Source organism: Parabacteroides goldsteinii DSM 19448 = WAL 12034 (assembly GCF_000969835.1).
Taxonomy (GTDB): Bacteria; Bacteroidota; Bacteroidia; order Bacteroidales; family Tannerellaceae; genus Parabacteroides; species Parabacteroides goldsteinii.
Window position 1 is genome coordinate 3,294,086 of record NZ_KQ033912.1, and the last position, 19,507, is coordinate 3,313,592.

Below are 19,507 nucleotides of genomic sequence, written 5' to 3' on the forward strand. Positions count from 1 at the left end.
GTTAAGTTTATAGACAGGAGTATTGCGGAAGGTCGGCCGGTATAATAGCCACGCATTCCGTTTCAATCAGCCATCCCGGACGGCATACCGGTGCCAGTACGATAAGGTGCGGCAATTCCGGATAATGGGTACTGATATATTTCTGTACATTCTCATAGTCTGCCGGGTCGCGCAGGTAAACGATGGCCTGCATGATGTCGCCGATGGAAGCCCCGGCCTCTTCCAGTAGGGCGCTGATGTTTTCCATCATTCGACCGGTCTGTTTCAATATGTCGCCGGGATAGACAATCTCGCCTTTATTGTCGATACTGGCTGTGCCGGACAGGAAGATATGTTTACGGTCGCCGTAGGAGACGGCGGTACCCCGTTCAAAAGTGACGCCATATTCATAGGTCGGATTGAGATGGGTGGGAGCATACAGGAACTGTATCTGTTCCGGTTGCAGGCCGTCGACGGTATAGGCATCCATTTGTACCAATACATCCGGATCGGCATGGCGTCCTTCTATACCGGTGCTGGATATATAATGTGTCTTTTCCGTCAGGTTCTGCGTGATGAAAACTTCCTTGCGGGCTTTTACTACGCCGGCATAATTGACGTCTACATTCTGTACGAAGAACCAGGTCCGGATACAATCGGCAGCCAGGGTACAATGTTGTTCGGTCAGTTGCAACACATAATCGTTGAGTAGCAACCGGGTCTGGTATTCGGAAGTCGCTGCCTTGTTGTGTGCACCTCCGTTCCATAGGTGGCGATACCCGTTGTGGGATGCTTCAAACATTCCTGAGTTGCAGGTTTCTGTCGCCATCCCGGTTTGCAGCCAGGTCCATAAGGCTATTTTTGTGCCGTTGAGGGGTGCCTGTTGCACGATGGATAAGGCGCAGAACGGGTTTTCACATTCCCGTTCCATCAACATATCCGCCTGGTTGGCCGCATCGCTCAGAAAGTAGCGATGGAAAACGGCTACGGCATTACCGACCTCTTTTTTAGTCACTGCGTCGTATGCTCTTTGTAAAGAATCCAACTGTTCCCCGAAAGAAAGTGAAGGGTCGGTAACGGAAAACATAATATGATATTCCGTTACCCCTCCCTTGCTTTCAAAAGAACAAATTTGAGCGTATATGGTGTTTTGTTCGTATGTTTTTGTTGTGAATGTCATTGTCTGTTTTGTTATTCCTCATTAATTATTGGGAGCTCCTTCCTGTATCCATGTTTTTATAAGCGCGAGAATTTCTTGCTTACCTGTACTGTTGAACATATCTTTATGGATAGGATTCTCTTCCAGTATCTCGAGTATAAAACTATTATGAGGATCACCGGGCGTTACATAGTTCATTCCTTCTTCCGAGACTGGTGCTTTAACGTTTACCAATGATTTATAAGCTGTATTTTCCCTCAAATCGAGGTTCCCTGCTAATCCGGAACTACTCTCTCCATGGCAGGACAGACAGTTTGTCTTGAATACCTGAGACTGGATACGTTTGAAGCTTGCCAATTCTAACTCTCCAAAATTAATTTCAATATTCTCTCCATTGTTTTCAACCGGCTGGTTACAGTATGAATAGATCACTTTTTTCCCATTGCTGATAATGGCAATATTTATGCTTTTTGTATCAGGACTCAGGTTGTTCAGTTTGACTGTCCGTTCTCTGCCGTCGATTGTCGGTTTGGAGATGCGTTTTGTCAATAAGGGGATTTGCGTGTCTGTTCCAAAGGCTGCAAGAGATAAGTAGTTCTCTTTCGGCCAGGCATCAATCCCCTTGAAGGTTACTGTTACGGAGGCGGTTCGTCCCGAGTCGATCGTTTCGTCCGGATAAATTGTTCCTTCATCGCATCCGCAAAGCATTAGAAGAAAGGAGCAAACGAACCCTGTATATTTATTCTTCATAATACATAAGTTTATTAGAACGTAAACTGTAACATTGCTGTTGCCGAATGGCGTGCGATACCGATACCGTCTTCGTCGCGGTCACCTTGGGTGGCGTGTCCGGTACGTCCCATATACTGGTACATGACCTGCAATTTCAGGTTATTGTTGAAAAAGTAATAGTTCATTCCTATTGCCGGCATATTTAACAAACCACCGTCATCTGTAGCATTGCGGTCGAATACGTCATATCTCAATGCCCCCTGCAGTTTCGGTGTAATAAAGTATCCCGCCTGTGCATAAGCTCCCCAGAAATTTTTATCCGGTTTTTGCATGATTTTAGTAAAATGCATATTCATGAAGTAACCTTCCGCAGCAAAATACCAGCGGTTTTTGATCCAGGTAAATTCCAGTCCTACACGGGTATCGCTGGCGGACAAAAATTCGGCTTCAGCGTTGTAAGAGGCAGAAACTGCGATAGACATCTTATCATCATTCAGATTTTCCGGTGAACCTTGGGAGTTCGGCATCTCTCCTTTCGGCATAAAGGCAAGACGGCCGGAGTAGAGTAGGGATGGTAACCATTCGTGATCATCGCAATTCGTCTTTGTCGCTGTATTGACATCGATGCCGGTGCCATTGAATATACCTACCTGATATTCCCATTTATTATTGACTAATCCGTGTACCATGACACCCAGGTCGAAACCAGTCGACATGCTCGGTATCACATAATTGAGGTCATAAGGAAGTAAGATGGATCGCGTGGCCGAATAAGGTAATACGGGAAACAACGTTTCTCCCAATGTGCTTAGATAAGCGTGCATAAACGGTGTTTTGAATTTACCGGCGCGGATACGGAAAGATTCTTTTATAGCAATGTCGAACCATGCCTGCTGCAATAGTGCACCACCACTTTTGGCCGGATTCAATGATAAGTTGAAAGTAACTTTGTTGAATGCCTTCCCTGTAAAACCGAGGATGGCATTAGGTATGGCAAAACCAGAGTTCGCCACATTTTTAGCATAATGGCTTTCCAGTCCTTGGTCGTCATATCGGTTATAGGTTGCACTAGCCTGTACAAGGGCATAAGGTTTGAACAGGAAATCACCAGCTTTTGTCGAAAAAGAGAACCCTTTCTTACCTGCCAAAGAGACCACATCGTTTTCTACGTATTTGTCGTCAATTTCTTTTTTAGTAGTATCTTGTGCTTGTATCTGAATTGTTGCAGATAATAATGCTGCTGTCAACGCGATATATAATTTTTTCATTTCAATTTGTTTGACTTGTTTATAAACTTTGAAGAAATTTAATAAGAGCTTCACGGTCATCTTTACTCATACGGGCGAATAATGTGCGGGATGCGGCTCCTTCGCCGCCATGCCACATGATGGCTTCCGTCAGGTTGCGTGCCCGTCCGTCGTGCAGAAAATAGCTATGACCGTTGACCACTTCCTGTAATCCCAGTCCCCATAACGGTGTAGTACGCCATTCGTTGCCGTTTGCTATTCCGCTTGGATAATCGTCACCCAGTTCCACTCCCATATCGTGAAGCAAATAGTCCGAATAGGGGTGAATGATTTGATTGCCGAGTTGAGGAAGTTCTGTATTGTTGAGCAAGACGGTTCCTCGTGGCCGTGTCTTTAGGGTGGTTACATGGCAAAGGTGGCATTTAGCCTGATAAAATAGTTGCTCTCCTTTTTTTACAGTAGCGTCATTAATGTTGCGACGTGCCGGTACACCTAAAGTTTGCAAATATAAGTCTACATCTTCCATATCTTCAGTCGATACCTGTACTCCCGACATGGCAAATCCCATCATATTACTTTGTCCTTCGCCTACTTCATGCGGGAAACGGTCGTTTGTTACACCCAGGTCTGAAGAAAAACCGAGTTCAACAGTCAGATCCTGATGGTTTGCCTTGTTTCCGGAAAGACCGATCTGTTTTTTTCCTTTTTCCGTTACATAATTGAGTCGTCCGCTAATACCATATTCCGGATAATTACTTTTTGCTGCAATTTGTTTCAGTAAATCCAGATCGAGCGCCATCATTTGTCCCATTCCAACATGGCGTAGAGGTTGGCGGACAGATATGCGTATATCCGACATCGGGATACTGTCGGCGTACCATTCTGTGACCTGATAGTGAGGCGTCATCAATTCGTATTCTTCGCCATCAGGAAATTTGTATTTTTGTACGGATGTCGTTATTTTGAGGCGTCCTTCCGGCTTTGTACCATAAATGGCCTGGTCGTGTAAGACACGCCCGTAGTCGGGGTAGTAACCCCCACTTTTGCGGGAGATGTAAATCAGCATCGAAGAAAAACCGGCTCCTGACCCGCCATCTGCTATGGCAGGACGTGTTCTACCGGTACTTTTGTGGCAGCTTCCACAGGAATATCCGGCATATAGCGGACCTAAGCCACCTCCGGATACATTTTCTACACCACGTGCGTCGTCATATAGTCCGTCACCGCTGTTAAAACGTTTTTCCAGTTCTCCTGTCACCCACTCGGATTGAGAGTCATAGGCGTCCGGCGCACTGGAAAAAATGGTAGAGATACCGGCAGAGAGTTCTTCGGGAGATGCTGTCTGCCCATTCGGTTTTTTGACTAGCCAGTTCTCGATATCTTCCGTTTCACAACTGCAAAGCAAACATCCGATAATAGAGAAATATATGAGTAATCTCTGTTTCATTTTATTGGTTATTGATATATAGCTTAAATGCAAAAGGGGGGAGGAACCTTTTTGTTATAAGGTTCCTTCCCGATACTTATATTATGTTTGTGTTATTCAGCAGAAAGCTTGGCACGGATTTTTCCTAATCCGTTTGTCAATTCCTTGCATGCATCCGTCGCAGCCTTGATTTCTGTTTCAGCTCCCAGATTGTTACGGAATGGACGTGGCATATCTTCTATCGCTTCAATTGTTTTGTCGATCTGTACAACCATCAAGCTATCCAATGTCGGGTTTATAACCTTGACCAACGCATGCAGACTATTGGTACTTGCATTCTCTTTATCCAGGTCACGGCCTCCGAAGTATGAGTTTTTGATGCTGACAATATTGTTTGCATAGTCATCGATAGAATTCCAGCTATACCATGATTCTACGGCTAATACTCCCGGGTTGTTCGGGTCAGATGCATCTTTGTTACTCTCATTCCATTTATCAACAGGATCTTGAATTTTAGCTGTTCCCACTTCATTAGAAATTCCAGCCATTCCGTTATTTCCGTTTAGTATTGTTTCAATAGCCTGGTAAATAGAACTTAACCCAGTATAAGCAGAAGTCCCGTCATGTTTTTTCATCGCTTCCCCGTAAGAAGTTGGTACGTTGATATCTCCTAAACCTTTGTCCCATCCATTATATAATGCTGTAACATCTTTCAGCATGTGTTTAGATACAATTTGAAGATATTTCTTTTCATTGTCACTGAAAGGTGATTTCGATATTTGACGGGGATCGCCGTTATCGAACAACATTCTTTCTGCTGTGTGGAAGCCACGAAGGTTTTGAGGAGCATCGGCAGGTGCGTCTTCGTCGTCATCAACATCACCATCTACATTACTAAAATCTCCGGACTCTATAATTTTATCAATCCCATTTTTATCCAATGGCCAGCTATCCAAGCTTGGATCATACAAACCTTTATCTGCGACACCGAAAAGAAAAGCTTCCGATTGTTCCCAAGGCACACGGGCAGCACGCCAGGCGGTACATGCATCGGAGAGGTCATTTTGACTATTAGATGCTACGAATTTGTCTACGGCAGCAGTATAAGCAGTCATTTTGTCTAATAAATCCTTATAAGTCGGTAATACAACATGATCTACGTATTGTGTAACAGTCGCACTCATTTGTGCTTCTGTCGGTTTTGTACCTGTGTCATTAGGCAAGAGGTCAAAAGTCCATCCCTGAGCATTGTTATCGGGATCGTCGTCACTGCAAGAAAAGAAACTCAATGAAACTCCCATTAATAAGATGGGAAATAATGTACTCTTTTTCATTTTCAAATTCTATTATAAATTTATATTTTCTCTTTTTATTTTTTTATGAACCAGCCTATATAAGCAATGCCTATAGATGCCATGTTCTGGCTGTTGTAATCGCCTCCACCTACAATTTTGTGGGTATAGTCTGCTTTTATAACCAGATTGGGGAGTGCATAATAATTTAAACCTGCCGTTATAAGGCTCTTTTCCAGACGTTTGTCTGCGACTTTGACATTGCCTCCTTTTTCCATCTTGTACATGGGACTGTAAAATTCGTAACGTACAAACGGATAAATCTTAGGTGCTTTTTTTCCACAGAAAGAACCAATGTTATAGCCTACTTCACCTCCATAGCTTATGGCATTTTTGGCTACGGTTGATTTGGGATAACCGGAAGCATTGGAAGAACCATTGTTTATACTGGTCAATGCATCACTGTCCTCCAGATTGCCATATATGATGTTGGCGCGAGCAATCAAACTGTTATTCACGCTCTTGTATTGGGCATCTGCCGAAAATATCGTAACCGGGAATTTATACTTACTGTTTCTTGTGGGTTTGGTTCCGTTTTTAGCCATTTGGTCGTAATAGAAAGAGGCTCCGACGCGTAGTCCCTGGAATGCCTTTACTCCATTATAGTTGACGCGTGCTACAAATGCCGGGCTTGTGAAATTGCTGATTTCGAAAGCGCCCTGAGTCGCTTTTCCTGCCCAGTTTTCTGTGCGGAAAGCCTGCGGGTCAAGACCGGAAACCAATTGTAATTCATAGTCGAAATTACCTAAGTCACCAAACAGGGCAACTCCTGTTTCATGCCAGGTGGAAGGCAGGATGGTCGTTTCACCCTCGGGACGATATACCCCGAAGAAATTCAAAGGTTCATGATGCGCATTCGTTAATCCGACAGGAACGATCATGTGACCGAAGCGGAAATTTAAATGTTTATTCATTAAATAAGAAATATGAAATTGTTCGAGAGCTACTTCACCGCCCTTTTCAATTTCTGTTTCATATTCCCCATTTTCTTCTTTCCATTCGATTTCCCGGGCAGCTCCGGTGCCTCCGTATTCAAATTCGATTTCGGAACTTAACACCCATTTGGAGGAAAACTTGTAGTCAAACGCTAAAATAAAACGAGGTATGGATATTTCTCCTCTGTTTCTTTTTGCTGTTCCGTTGGCTGTTGTCCAATTCCAATCGTAATCTAAGTAACTGGCAGCCATCTCCCCATAACCTCCGAAACGAAACTTTTGATAATCATCGTAGACCTCTTTTGCTTTAACGGTAGAGTTCATCTCGCTTTCTTGAGCTAAAACCGGGCAGCAAACACATATCGCTAACGTTAGGAAATTCACTAATCTTTTCATGCCTTTTTAAAATTTTTGGCAAAATTAGCTTGTGTGGGAAGCCTGCGCAATCGCATATAGTAGGTAAAAAGTGGTTGAGCTTACCTAGTTGTAGGTATTTGTTAGGTTTATTTGAGGGCGTACTATTCAATTCTTATTTCTATATTTGTTCGTTTAAAATAAAAAATCGTTCGACAATCATTCTTTATGCATTTAACAGCTATCGAATAATCATTCGACAATTGTCGAACGAATAAAGAATGATTGTCGAATGATTTTTTTTCTAGAAGCGAAATTTATTTTTAGAAGTATTTCGATTTATCAGGGAGAAACAAGTTATATTTGAACAATTAATATCAATATAACCTATGATCACACAATACGACCTGTATGAAACACCTTCACCCAAAGGGGAAGACGGTAAAAAATCGCTGCATGCCCGTGTTTGTCCGAAAAAGACTTACACCAGTCAAGAGTTTGTAGAACATGTGGCAGCCTTTGAACATCTGCCGAAGAATCAGATTGGCGGGGCACTTGCTGCCATTGTCGACGACCTTTGTTATCTGCTTGCCGATGGAAACATTGTGGAATTAGGTGATCTTGGATTTTTTTCTACTTCATTGAAGTGCCTGAAGGATACGGATGACGATGAGGATGAAATCAAACCGAAATCGATCGCTTTTCAAAATGTACATCTGAGAATCAGCAGTGAATTCCGAAAAAGAATCAAACATGAGATGAAGTTTCAACGCGTGCATTCCCTTACGCGGAGACAAAAAATTGTCAATTCTACCGTGAAAGAGCGGATGAAAAAAATGGTCTCTTTCCTCAAAATAAACATTTGTATTACCCGAAAGGAATATATAGGACTGGTCGGATTGACACCTTACGAGGCGATGAATGAACTGAACGATTTTATCAGCCAGGGTCTTCTTCGCCGTCGCGGGGCGGGCAGGTCTGTGGTATATGTTGCGGGGGAAAATCTGAAGGTAGAATAATTATATAGGTAATATTTTACCCTGTAATCCCTATTTATGGTTAGAAATGAGCTCGTTTTACATATAAATAGGTATTGCCTGTGCCTTTCCGTGGTTTTACCTTTGCCGTATCAATTAAGTTTTACTATTAGTATAAATCGTCCTGACCAAAATCCGATTTGTTGATTTTTATGTACACCTATTATTTAAGGTAAATACCCATGGAAGGGAGTTTTTTTATTGGTTGTCCCTTTCATATATAAAAGGGAGCCATCCTGTGAAGAATGGCTCTTTTTTATTTATCAAAGAAAGCAATTTTTGCAAATATTGTTTATTCCAATGATCAATTTTCCCGATTATAACACAGAATAGGTAGTAGGAAGCTCTTTTTTTACTATATAATAGGTATTGTGTACTCCCCTTGACGGCTCTATCTTTGCAACATAGAAAAAAGTAACACTATTAGTATAATCGCTATATCAAAACCTTTTGCTAATTATGTAAGCATATAAGATGATTAAACGTGTGTCGGAAATTTTTTATTGGTTGTTTCCGGCATAAAAAAGGGACTCTCCTGCGAAGGATGGTTCCTTTTTTATTTTTTTGATATTATTTATAATCCTTCCTGTTTGATACCTATATCAGGCGATACGCTGCACTATATCTACCGTTTTAGTAACTATTTGTAGGGATTTTGGCCGTTGGGAATACATGATGTTTTTGTTGATTGTTTCGCATGCCATATAAATAACGTACCTTTGCACCGAAATTAAAACCGAAGAAAACAAAATAAGGTATGAAGTTTGAAAACGAGAACTGGGCGCAGTTCAAAGGCGAAATTTGGAAAAGAGAGATTAACGTAAGGGATTTTATCCAGAACAACTACAAACCTTACGAAGGGGACGACTCTTTCTTGAAAGACTCCTCAGATAAGACGAAGAAAGTTTGGGATAAATTGACCGAAATGTTTAAGGTTGAAAGGGAGAAGGGTGTTTACGACGCTGAAACAAAATATCCTCAAGGTATAGATACTTACGGACCAGGTTATATTGACAAAGAAAACGAAGTAATTGTCGGCCTGCAAACCGATGCCCCCCTGAAACGCGGTATTTACCCGAAATGTGGTACCCGCATGGTGGAAAACAGTCTGGAAGCATATGGCTACAAACTGGACCCGATGACAAAAGAAATCTTCACGAAATACAGAAAGACGCATAACGAAGGCGTATTCTCCGCTTATACAGATGAAATGCTTGCAGCGCGCCGTTCCGCTATCATCACCGGCCTGCCGGATGCTTACGGACGCGGACGTATTATCGGTGACTACCGCCGTGTAGCACTTTACGGTACTGAAATCCTGATCGCTGAAAAGAAACATTATCTGAAAAGACTCGATATTCAGGAACTGACCGAAGAGATCATCCAGAGCCGTGAGGAAATATCCGAACAGATCAAGGCGCTGAAGGCTTTCGAAAAGATGTGTGCCGGTTATGGTTTCGACGTGACCAAGCCTGCAAAGGATGCACGCGAAGCGGTTCAGTTTGTCTATCTGGGTTATCTGGCTGCGGTGAAGGACCAGGATGGGGCTGCCATGTCGTTGGGACGTACTTCTACTTTCCTCGATATTTATATTGAAAAAGATATCCGCGAAGGCAAGCTGACGGAAGAAGAAGCTCAGGAGCTGATCGATCAGTTTATTATCAAACTGCGTATCGTCCGTTTCCTTCGTACTCCGGAATATAACGACCTGTTCTCCGGTGACCCTGTTTGGGTAACCGAGTCTTTGGGCGGACAGGGTGTCGACGGCCGTTCATTGGTGACGAAGACGTCTTACCGTTATCTGCATACATTATATAACCTCGGCCCGGCACCGGAACCCAACTTAACGGTACTGTGGTTCAACAACGCTCCTGAAAACTGGAAACGTTTCTGTGCGAAGGTTTCTATCGATACTTCCGCTATCCAGTATGAGAACGACGATCTGATGCGTCCGGATTATGGAGATGATTATGGTATTGCCTGCTGCGTGTCTCCGATGAAGATCGGTAAGCAGATGCAGTATTTCGGCGCACGTGCCAACCTGGCTAAATGTTTGCTGTATGCCATCAACGGCGGGCGCGACGAAAGATCAGGTGTACAGGTGGCTCCGAGGTTTGAACCGATCACCAGCGAATACCTGGATTACAACGAAGTGATGGAGAAATACGAACAGATGATGCGCTGGCTGGCTAAAGTTTATGTGAATGCACTGAAGATCATCCATTACATGCACGATAAATATGCGTATGAAGCATTCGAGATGGCTTTGCATGACGGTTCGGTAGAACGTATCCGCGCAACAGGTATTGCCGGCCTTTCTATCGTTGCCGACTCATTGGCTGCTATCCGCGATACGAAAGTAAAAGTGATCCGCGACGAACGTGGCCTGGCTGTCGGTTTCGAACGTGAAGGAGATTATGTTCCTTTCGGTAACAATGACGATCGTACAGATAGTATTGCTGTCGACATCACTGAAAAGTTCATGGAATATCTGCGTCAGCACCAGACATACCGCAACGCCACTCCGACACAGTCTATCCTGACTATCACATCCAATGTGGTGTATGGAAAGAAGACAGGTGCAACTCCCGACGGTCGCGAAGGTGGTACGCCGTTTGCTCCGGGTGCGAACCCGATGAACGGACGTGATACCAAAGGCGCTGTTGCTGCACTGGCTTCTGTTGCTAAACTGCCGTTCCAGCATGCACACGACGGTATCTCTTATACATTCGCTGTTTCTCCTGCAACGTTAGGAAAAGAACGTGATATTCAGATCGCCAATATGGTCGGCCTGCTGGACGGTTACTTTACTCCTGACGGCGGACAGCATCTGAATGTGAACGTATTCGACAAGGAGCTGTTGCTCGATGCTATGGAGCATCCGGAAAACTATCCGCAGTTGACAATCCGCGTATCGGGTTATGCAGTAAACTTTGTGAAACTGACACGCGAACAGCAGCTGGATGTGATTTCAAGAACAATCAATCATTCTTTGTAATTGAAAGTTGGAAATTAAAGGAAACATACATTCACTAGAGAGTTTCGGGACCGTTGATGGTCCCGGAATTCGTTTTGTTGTCTTTATGCAGGGTTGTCCGCTCCGTTGCCTGTATTGCCACAATCCGGATACCTGGGATAGCAAAGGTCTTGCCAAATATCAGATGACGCCTGAAGAATTATTGGCTGAGGTTTTACGATATAAGAACTTTATCGCCAAGGGAGGCGTGACTGTCACCGGGGGAGAACCTTTATTGCAAGCTGAATTTCTCAGGGAGTTTTTCCGTCTTTGCCGGGAAGCCGGTATTCATACGGCGCTCGATACATCCGGCTATATCTGCACACCGAAAGCCCTGGCGGTTCTGGAATATGCCGACCTGGTCTTATTGGATATAAAAACCATCGATCCCGACCTGCATCCCCGTCTAACGGCCGTGAAACTGGATAATACGTTACGTTTCCTGGACGAACTGGAAAAACGCGGTGTTCCGGTTTGGATACGCCATGTCATTGTGCCCGGACTGACGGATAATGACGAAGCCTTGGATAAACTGGCCGAATACATCAGCCACTATACGGTTGTACAGAAGGCGGAACTCTTGCCTTATCACACGATGGGCACATATAAATACGAGGCTCAAGGTCTCGACTACAAACTGAAAGAGGTAGAACCTTTATCGGCCGAACGTCTGGCAAATGCCAAAGAAATATTTAAGAAGCACGGTATAACCATCTGATAATTTACCTATAATCAGGTATATTTTTATTGCTCTAAAAAACATAGTTTTGTCCCATATTGTTACTCAAATAAAAGTAGGAATGAATATGGAACAACATCATCATGATCATCACCACCACGAAATAACCTCTTTGAACAAGGCTTTCATTATAGGTATCTCCCTGAACCTGGCTTTTGTCGTAGCCGAATTTACGGCTGGCTTCTGGTATAATTCATTAGGACTTCTGTCGGATGCAGGGCATAACCTGGGAGATGTGGCCAGCCTGGTACTGGCTATGCTGGCTTTCCGGCTGGCTAAGGTGCACCCGACTTGCAGCTATACCTATGGATATAAGAAAAGCACTGTACTCGTATCCCTCCTGAATGCGGTCATCCTCTTGGTGGCCGTCGGGATTATTATTGCTGAAAGTATAGGAAAATTGCTGCATCCGCGTCCGGTCGAGGGTGATGCGATCGCTTGGGTGGCAGGTATCGGAGTCGTTATAAATGCACTTACGGCATGGCTTTTCATGAAGGATAAGGATAAAGACTTGAATGTGAAAGGTGCTTACTTGCATATGGCTGCCGATGCACTGGTATCGGTCGGCGTGGTTGTCTCCGGAATTGTTATTGCCCATACCGGATGGTATATCATCGACCCGATTATCGGCCTGTTGATTGCGTTCGTTATCATTGTTTCTACCTGGGGACTGCTACGCGACAGTATCCGTCTCTCTCTGGACGGTGTGCCGGCGGGAACGGACATCGATAAGGTGGAAAAGACGATACATTCGGTCGAAGGCGTTGAAGGCGTCCATCATCTCCATATCTGGGCGATCAGTACGACCGAAACGGCACTTACCGCCCATGTTTCCGTTGCGGATATTTCAGAAATGGAACGTATCAAACAGGAGATAAAACACGACCTTCAGCATGTGGGAATCCAGCATGCTACGCTCGAATTTGAAACGTCGGGATTCAAGTGCGATGGGCGCTGTTGCTCAGACTGAAACAGGTATATTATAAACCTGATTTACTGATACTCAAAGATTTTGTCTATGACTGCATAAAACCTTTCGATTGGATTTTTTGTTCTTACCTCGAATCGGCAACTTATCTTTGCACCAGTAACAAAAACAAAATAGTAATAACGATTAAAATAAAAATTCTATGGAACCTATTATCAATTCACAAGCACCCGAGTTTAAAGTTCAGGCATACCATAACGGTAGTTTCAAAACTGTAAGCAGCGACGACATCAAAGGCAAATGGGCGATTTTCTTTTTCTACCCGGCTGACTTTACATTTGTTTGTCCGACCGAGTTGGTAGATATGGCTGACAAATATGACCAGTTCCAGGCAATGGGTGTAGAAGTTTACTCTGTAAGTACAGATTCACACTTCGTACACAAAGCATGGCACGATGCTTCTGAAACGATTCGTAAGATCAAATACCCGATGTTGGCAGACCCGACAGGCGTATTGAGCCGTGCATTCGGTGTAATGATCGAAGAAGACGGTATGGCTTACCGCGGTACATTCCTGGTAAATCCGGAAGGAAAGATCAAACTGGCAGAAATCAACGATAACGGTATCGGCCGTAACGCCGACGAACTGCTTCGTAAAGTAGAAGCTGCCCAGTTCATCGCCGAACATCCGAGCGAAGTTTGCCCCGCCAAATGGAAAAAAGGTGGCGAAACATTGAAACCGAGCATCGATCTGGTCGGTAAGATCTAATAGTAAAACTGGAGGCCGGCAACATATTGTCGGCCTTTTTTATCTAAACAAATATCAGTTGTTCTATTCATAATTAAAATAAAGGATTCAACTATGTTAGATTCATCAATGAGAAATCAGTTGTCCGGTATCTTTAGCGGATTGACGAACGAATATATATTTGATATACAAGTTTCTCCTGAACATGAAAGCAGGAAGGAATTATTGGAATTGCTGAACGATGTGGCTTCCTGTTCCGATAAGATCACCGTACAGGTGGCAGACGGCGAAGGCCTGGAGTTCTCTCTGCTGAAAAACGGGGAAAAAACCGGTATTAAATTCCGGGGCGTTCCCAACGGACACGAATTTACTTCGTTGCTGCTGGCTATCCTGAACAGCGACGGCAAAGGCAAAAATATTCCCGACGAAAGTATTTGTAACCGTGTGAAGGCCCTGAATGGCCCAGTCAAACTGACTACATATGTTTCTTTGACCTGTACCAACTGTCCTGACGTTGTACAGGCTTTGAATGCCATGGCTACGCTGAACCCGGAAATCTCTCACGAAATGGTGGACGGTGCGATCAACCAGGAAGAGGTTGCTGCCATGAAAGTGCAGGGAGTACCTTCCGTATTTGCCGACGGTAAACTGATCCATGTAGGTCGTGGAGACTTTGGCGAACTGCTTGGCAAGCTCGGAGCGCAGTATGGCGTGAAAGAGGAGAACCTGCCGGTGGTAGAAAAGAACTACGATGTTATCATCGTCGGCGGAGGTCCTGCCGGAAGTGCGTCAGCTATCTATACTGCCCGTAAAGGTTTGGCGGTGGCTGTTGTGGCCGACCGTATCGGCGGACAGGTGAAGGAAACTGTCGGTATCGAGAATATGATTTCTGTTTCGCAGACGACGGGGCAGCAGCTGGCTCTCGACCTGATGTCGCATATGAAAGATTATCCGATCGATATCCTTGAACACCGCCGTATCGAGAAGGTGGAAGTCGAAGGACGCGAAAAGCTGCTGACAACCTCTACCGGCGAAAAACTGATAGCCCCGGCCGTTATCGTAGCAACCGGAGCTAGCTGGCGCAGGTTGAATGTCCCCGGAGAATCCGAATATATCGGACGCGGTGTCGCTTTCTGCCCGCATTGCGACGGTCCGTTCTATAAAGGCAAGCATGTGGCTGTTGTAGGCGGCGGAAATTCAGGCGTTGAGGCGGCTATCGACCTGGCAGGTATCTGTTCAAAAGTGACGCTTCTCGAATTTGCCGATGAGTTGAAAGCGGATCAGGTCTTGCAGGATAAGGCAAGAAGCCTTCCGAACGTGGAGATCTTTATGCATTCCCAGACGATGGAGGTACTGGGTAACGGTGAAAAAGTGACCGGTATCCGTATAAAGGACCGTAAGACAGAGGAAGTCCGCAACATCGAACTGGATGGCATCTTTGTCCAGATCGGCCTGGCAGCCAACAGCGGTCCGTTCCGTGAGGTGGTAGATACGAACCGTCAGGGTGAGATCGTGATCGATAGCCATTGTCGTACAAGCGTTCCAGGTATCTATGCGGCCGGCGACGTATCGACTGTCCCTTATAAACAGATCATTATTTCGATGGGCGAAGGGGCCAAAGCAGCCCTGACAGCTTTCGAAGACCGGATGCGGGGAATGTTATAAGCCGCAGAACTTTCCGGAAGGCATAAAAAATAATACCCGGGTATAAATCGATTCAGAAGCGTTTCTATGTCGGTTTATATCCGGGTATTGCTATCTTTGCAAGATTCATTCTAATCTATACAATTATGTCGATGCATGAAATTGAAAGTCTGGTGGAAAGTTCTGTGATAACAGTTGCCACCGCTTCTCCTATCCCTCCTTTAGCCCGAAACATTTGTTTCAATCTTTACCAGCTCCAGAATCAACTGGATTGTGGATATACTGTCCTGCGGGTACGGGAAGAACTGGAAAAACTCGGTTATCTCTTCCTTCTGCCTCCGGAGCAATTACCCGAGCCGGAACGTAGTGCAGCCCTGAAACTCAACGAAGAAGGTGGCTTTTTGAGTGACGGAACTTATTTCGACCACCGTTCGGGTCGTTGCTGTGTCACCGCAGGATCGTTGCTGTGGACGAAACTGATCGATCTCGGCATCCTTCCGGAATCGGCAAAGACCGAACTTCGTGAACTCGATCCTTTGGAACTGGCCGAACTTATCATCCCACTGGCTTCAAAGGTGCTCGCCGGGGGAGATAAAGAAGATGATAATTATGCTAATGCCGCTGATACGCTGGGATTTTGGTATGCCTTTTTCCCCTTATTCTGTCAGATGGCGGGGATGGACGAGGAGGATGCGCCGGAACCGGAGCGAATCCGGGCGTTACTTGAAATGCTGGCTGTTCCCGAATCATTTGAAGTACTTGCGACTGATGAGATTGGCAAGGAGTTGGATGACTTTGAAGAAGAAGAAATGCCTTTTCTCTCCGGTTGGAGCGCTCCGTATAATGAATGGAAGAACAAGAACAATACAGGGGATTTATCCCTGGAGTTTTGCAAATCGATGGTCCACGATTCTATTTTGAAGAGAAAGTTTGTTGAGGCCGATCGCTATGCGTCTGCTATGGAAGAAGGACCGGAACTTAACCGGCTTTTCCATCGTTGTTTGGTTGGCATGTCTTACTATGAATGGGTGAAAATACAAGGAATAAAAATCCCGATTATAGAAAGTGTTCTCTCTCAGGAAGAGGCAAAAGAAGGTTTTGAACGTGTAGCAGACTTGTCGGTATCGTCTGATAATGTGCAGTGTGCCCGACTGGGTATTTTCAGAATCCTTGCTTTACAGGGTGAATATGCCGAATCGGTTGAGTATTTGAATGCCGTATATTTTAAGGCACTCGATGAGTGTGGTCAAAAATCGAAAGAACTACTGGGGCAATCGCAACGTGCTGTGTTAGTGGTAGTCTATTATCGGATGCTGGAAATGTCTATACCCGATAGTTTTCCTGGGAAAAAGGAACTGATGGCTCATAAAGCATTGAACGGTTCTGATCTTCGCAAATCCCGGGAAATACTCAGTTTATTGCTTATTGAAAAATCCGAACATGCCTATGCATGGCAACAGGCCTTCTCTTTTTGTGATGAGCTGATAAAAAAGTATGGATTCTGAAATCGTTAGTGCTGATGAAATATGTGTTATTTGCATCGGGGTTCGATGTAACGTTACATCAGCTGTCGATGTAACGTTGCACTGCATGTCGATGTAACGTTGCACTGCATGTCGATGTAACGTTGCGTCGCATCCCGACGCAATTCTTTTACAGACTTTTTGGCGGATAGAGAGCTTCCCACCATTCCGGCTGCTCTTTCAGATATTTGGCGAACCAGGCATAGATGGTTTTGTTCCATTCCGCCCGTTTCTTATAATCCAGTATCTGATGATTTTGTCCGTTTACCTGTATGAAGGCTGTTGGCTTGCCGAGTAGTTTCAGGGCAGTGAACATCTGGATACTTTCTCCTACAGGTACGTTTGTATCGACGGAGCCGTGCAGGAACAGGATCGGCGTGTTGATCTTGTCGGCATGGAACAAGGGGCTTTGTTCTACATAGATATCCCGTGCATTCCAGGGGTAACTGTTGGCGGTAGCCAGTGCACTGTAAGAATATCCCCAGTAACCTTCTCCCCAATAACTGGTAATATCGCTGATACCGGCATGTGAGATGGCGGCGGCGAAGATATCGGTTTTAGTTTGCAGGTACTGTGTCATAAAGCCGCCGTAAGAGGCGCCGATGCAGCCGATCTTTTTGGCATCCACGAAACTGTGTTCTTCACAAAACTTTTTTGTTCCTTCGATGATCTCGTCTCCCGTACGTTTTCCCCAGGCATTGACGTGGCGTGCGGAAAATTCCTGTCCGAAACCGGTGGCACCGCTGGGTTGTATGATATAAACCACATATCCCAGTGCAGCATAGGTATGCGACGGATAACGGTTTTCGAGTGAGCGTTCCGTCGGACTTGTCCCACCGTAATAATTAACGATCAGCGGATATTTCTTGCTTGGGTCGAAATGCGGCGGCAGATAGTAACGACCGTAGATTGTATCTCCGGCAGCCGCCTGGAAATTCCAGTCGTGCACTTCGCCCAGGGTAATATCTTTCAGAATGTCTTTGGACAAGTCTTTCAGGCAGACAGACTCTTTCTCTTTCTTTTTCAGATTCATGGAGTAGAGTCGTTGTGAGTTGGAGGCACTTTCGCCGAAATAAACAAGTTCGGGGGCATTTTCAGCAATTGTGAAATCCGATAATATATCTTCTTTCAGTGGAACCGGACTGATCTTTCCGTTTGCTGGGTTGAGCGTATACAGGCGGACACAGTCTTTGTCTTCTCCTTGCAGGTAGATTTGTTTATCTCCGGTATTCCATGTAAATGATTGGATAGACGGATTAAAATCCTTGCTTACGGCTGTCGCCTGCTTATTGGAGAGGTCGTAGATGAACAACTGTCCGTCAGCCAGGTTGGATGTTTGTCCCGGAGCAATATTCAAGCCAATCTTGTTAAATGCTTCTCCCGAACCGGAAACAGCCAGTTGCTTTCCGTCCGGTGAAAAACTGGCATAGTTGATGAACGGATCTTCCAGGAGTGTATCAACCTGCCTGTTCTGCAAATCCATTCGGTAAAGGATTTTTGTGCTGAACGGACGCTTCGTCAGTTCGCGCCGGCTGCTGGTGAACAACAGATAACGGCCATCTTTCGAAATGTCGTTAAGCGAAGTGGAATTGTGGCCGTAAGTGAGGCGTTCGAGAACACCCGTTGCCAGGTCATATTTGTGTAGGAAGGAACGGTTGCGCCATCCCGGCTGACGGTCGTCGGGCACGAGTATTTCTTCCATGTCTTTGTCTTTTTCCGGCCCTTTCTCGGAGATCGTGAAGATCAGAAAATCTTCTGTCGGGGCGATGCTGAACCAGCCATCGGGCAAATTCTGGGAGAGGATTGTTTCGGCTTTTGTTACCGGATCGACGGTCACCAGTTCTTTTCCCTGTAATCCTTTACGGGTATAATAAAGACGGTTGCTTTGGGGCATCCAGCTGAAATTGTTCGTACTGCTTTCCATCAGTACCTGTCCGTTGGTTTTATCGGTAATCTGCTGAAAATATACGGTCTGTCCGCCGGGATAAGTAGTCTGATAGGAGGTAAGCAGATATTTTCCGTTGGGGGAGAGGCTGACGGAGCGGAAACGTGTTCCGTCGAACACGTCGCTGATCGTATATCTTTTTTCCGGATCGGTGGTAGCCGTGATAACAGCCTCTTTTTCCGTATCGAACGAAACTTTCAGGGTTTCGGCTTTATCGCCTTCGGCTAAATATTTGATAACGATTTCGTAACGATGAGGTTCCAGTGACAGGGAAACCTTTCCGTCGGGGGCTGTTTGTTTTTCGTTATTTACATAGACCTCGTATGTTTCCGGGCCTTTAACCTGCAAAGTCCCTTTTACATACCGGTCGCTGTTCAGATAGAAAGAGGCCAGTCCGATATAAGAAGACTGGTTGCCGGCCGGAAGTGTACTTTCTCCGTCGGCATTTGCTTCCAGCAATTGTGTACTTTGACGTACATTGCTAAACGGAACGGCTGTTTTCAATAATTCTTTTTCGGTGAATTTCTTACTGTTTACGTCGAGGCTGTCTTTCAGGAACGGCTTTTTCACTTCATACGGGCCGGCATATCTGAATTGCTTGACTATGACCTCCTCAGCGAAAAGGTTATAGCAGGAACAGATAGCTGCCAGAAGCAATAGGTTTCTTTTCATGGCGAATAAAATTTGATGTTTCCTGCAAAGGTATTTATTTTTTTGACAGGGAGACCTATGCTTTTGAAATC

General features: G+C 45.0%; 14 protein-coding genes. 7 read left to right on the forward strand and 7 right to left on the reverse strand.

Annotation, left to right across the window (positions count from 1 at the left end):
* Positions 1-7 precede the first annotated feature (7 nt).
* The 6 genes from HMPREF1535_RS12040 to HMPREF1535_RS12065 form a co-directional block, all read right to left on the reverse strand.
* Complete coding sequence (locus HMPREF1535_RS12040; protein ID WP_046146250.1) at positions 8-1,159, reverse strand: Rid family hydrolase; 1,152 nt, start codon at positions 1,157-1,159, stop codon at positions 8-10.
* A gap of 21 nt (positions 1,160-1,180) precedes the next feature.
* Positions 1,181-1,888: a hypothetical protein gene (locus HMPREF1535_RS12045; protein ID WP_009859732.1), complete on the reverse strand. Its 708-nt coding sequence runs from the start codon at positions 1,886-1,888 to the stop codon at positions 1,181-1,183.
* Between the two features lie 14 nt (positions 1,889-1,902).
* A complete protein-coding gene (locus tag HMPREF1535_RS12050; protein ID WP_009859731.1) occupies positions 1,903-3,138 on the reverse strand; it encodes a porin in 1,236 nt (411 codons plus the stop codon).
* 19 nt (positions 3,139-3,157) lie between these two features.
* Positions 3,158-4,564, reverse strand: coding sequence for a di-heme oxidoredictase family protein (locus HMPREF1535_RS12055; RefSeq protein WP_009859730.1), 1,407 nt, complete (start codon positions 4,562-4,564; stop codon positions 3,158-3,160).
* A 92-nt stretch (positions 4,565-4,656) separates the two neighbouring features.
* Entirely contained in the window at positions 4,657-5,877 is a 1,221-nt protein-coding gene (locus HMPREF1535_RS12060) for an imelysin family protein (protein WP_046146251.1), read from the reverse strand.
* Positions 5,878-5,912: 35 nt separating this feature from the next.
* Positions 5,913-7,226, reverse strand: a complete 1,314-nt coding sequence (locus tag HMPREF1535_RS12065; protein ID WP_046146252.1) for a hypothetical protein — start codon at positions 7,224-7,226, stop codon at positions 5,913-5,915.
* Positions 7,227-7,573: 347 nt separating this feature from the next.
* On the opposite strand from HMPREF1535_RS12065, the gene HMPREF1535_RS12070 reads away from it, so the two are divergent.
* From HMPREF1535_RS12070 to HMPREF1535_RS12100, 7 genes are all read left to right on the forward strand, one after another.
* Entirely contained in the window at positions 7,574-8,203 is a 630-nt protein-coding gene (locus HMPREF1535_RS12070) for an HU family DNA-binding protein (RefSeq protein WP_046146253.1), read from the forward strand.
* A 775-nt stretch (positions 8,204-8,978) separates the two neighbouring features.
* A complete protein-coding gene (gene pflB / locus HMPREF1535_RS12075) occupies positions 8,979-11,219 on the forward strand; it encodes a formate C-acetyltransferase (protein WP_009859726.1) in 2,241 nt (746 codons plus the stop codon).
* A 13-nt stretch (positions 11,220-11,232) separates the two neighbouring features.
* Positions 11,233-11,955, forward strand: coding sequence for a pyruvate formate-lyase-activating protein (gene pflA, locus HMPREF1535_RS12080; RefSeq protein ID WP_046146537.1), 723 nt, complete (start codon positions 11,233-11,235; stop codon positions 11,953-11,955).
* An 88-nt stretch (positions 11,956-12,043) separates the two neighbouring features.
* Positions 12,044-12,946 (forward strand): cation diffusion facilitator family transporter, encoded by a 903-nt coding sequence (locus HMPREF1535_RS12085; RefSeq protein ID WP_046146538.1) that lies wholly within the window; start codon positions 12,044-12,046, stop codon positions 12,944-12,946.
* 160 nt (positions 12,947-13,106) lie between these two features.
* On the forward strand, positions 13,107-13,673 hold the full coding sequence (ahpC, locus tag HMPREF1535_RS12090) for an alkyl hydroperoxide reductase subunit C (protein ID WP_009859723.1): 567 nt from the start codon (positions 13,107-13,109) through the stop codon (positions 13,671-13,673).
* Between the two features lie 93 nt (positions 13,674-13,766).
* On the forward strand, positions 13,767-15,317 hold the full coding sequence (gene ahpF, locus HMPREF1535_RS12095) for an alkyl hydroperoxide reductase subunit F (RefSeq protein ID WP_046146254.1): 1,551 nt from the start codon (positions 13,767-13,769) through the stop codon (positions 15,315-15,317).
* Between the two features lie 125 nt (positions 15,318-15,442).
* On the forward strand, positions 15,443-16,801 hold the full coding sequence (locus tag HMPREF1535_RS12100) for a hypothetical protein (protein ID WP_009859721.1): 1,359 nt from the start codon (positions 15,443-15,445) through the stop codon (positions 16,799-16,801).
* A gap of 148 nt (positions 16,802-16,949) precedes the next feature.
* On the opposite strand, the gene HMPREF1535_RS12105 is transcribed toward HMPREF1535_RS12100, so the two are convergent.
* Positions 16,950-19,436 (reverse strand): alpha/beta hydrolase family protein, encoded by a 2,487-nt coding sequence (locus HMPREF1535_RS12105; RefSeq protein ID WP_046146255.1) that lies wholly within the window; start codon positions 19,434-19,436, stop codon positions 16,950-16,952.
* Positions 19,437-19,507 lie beyond the last annotated feature (71 nt).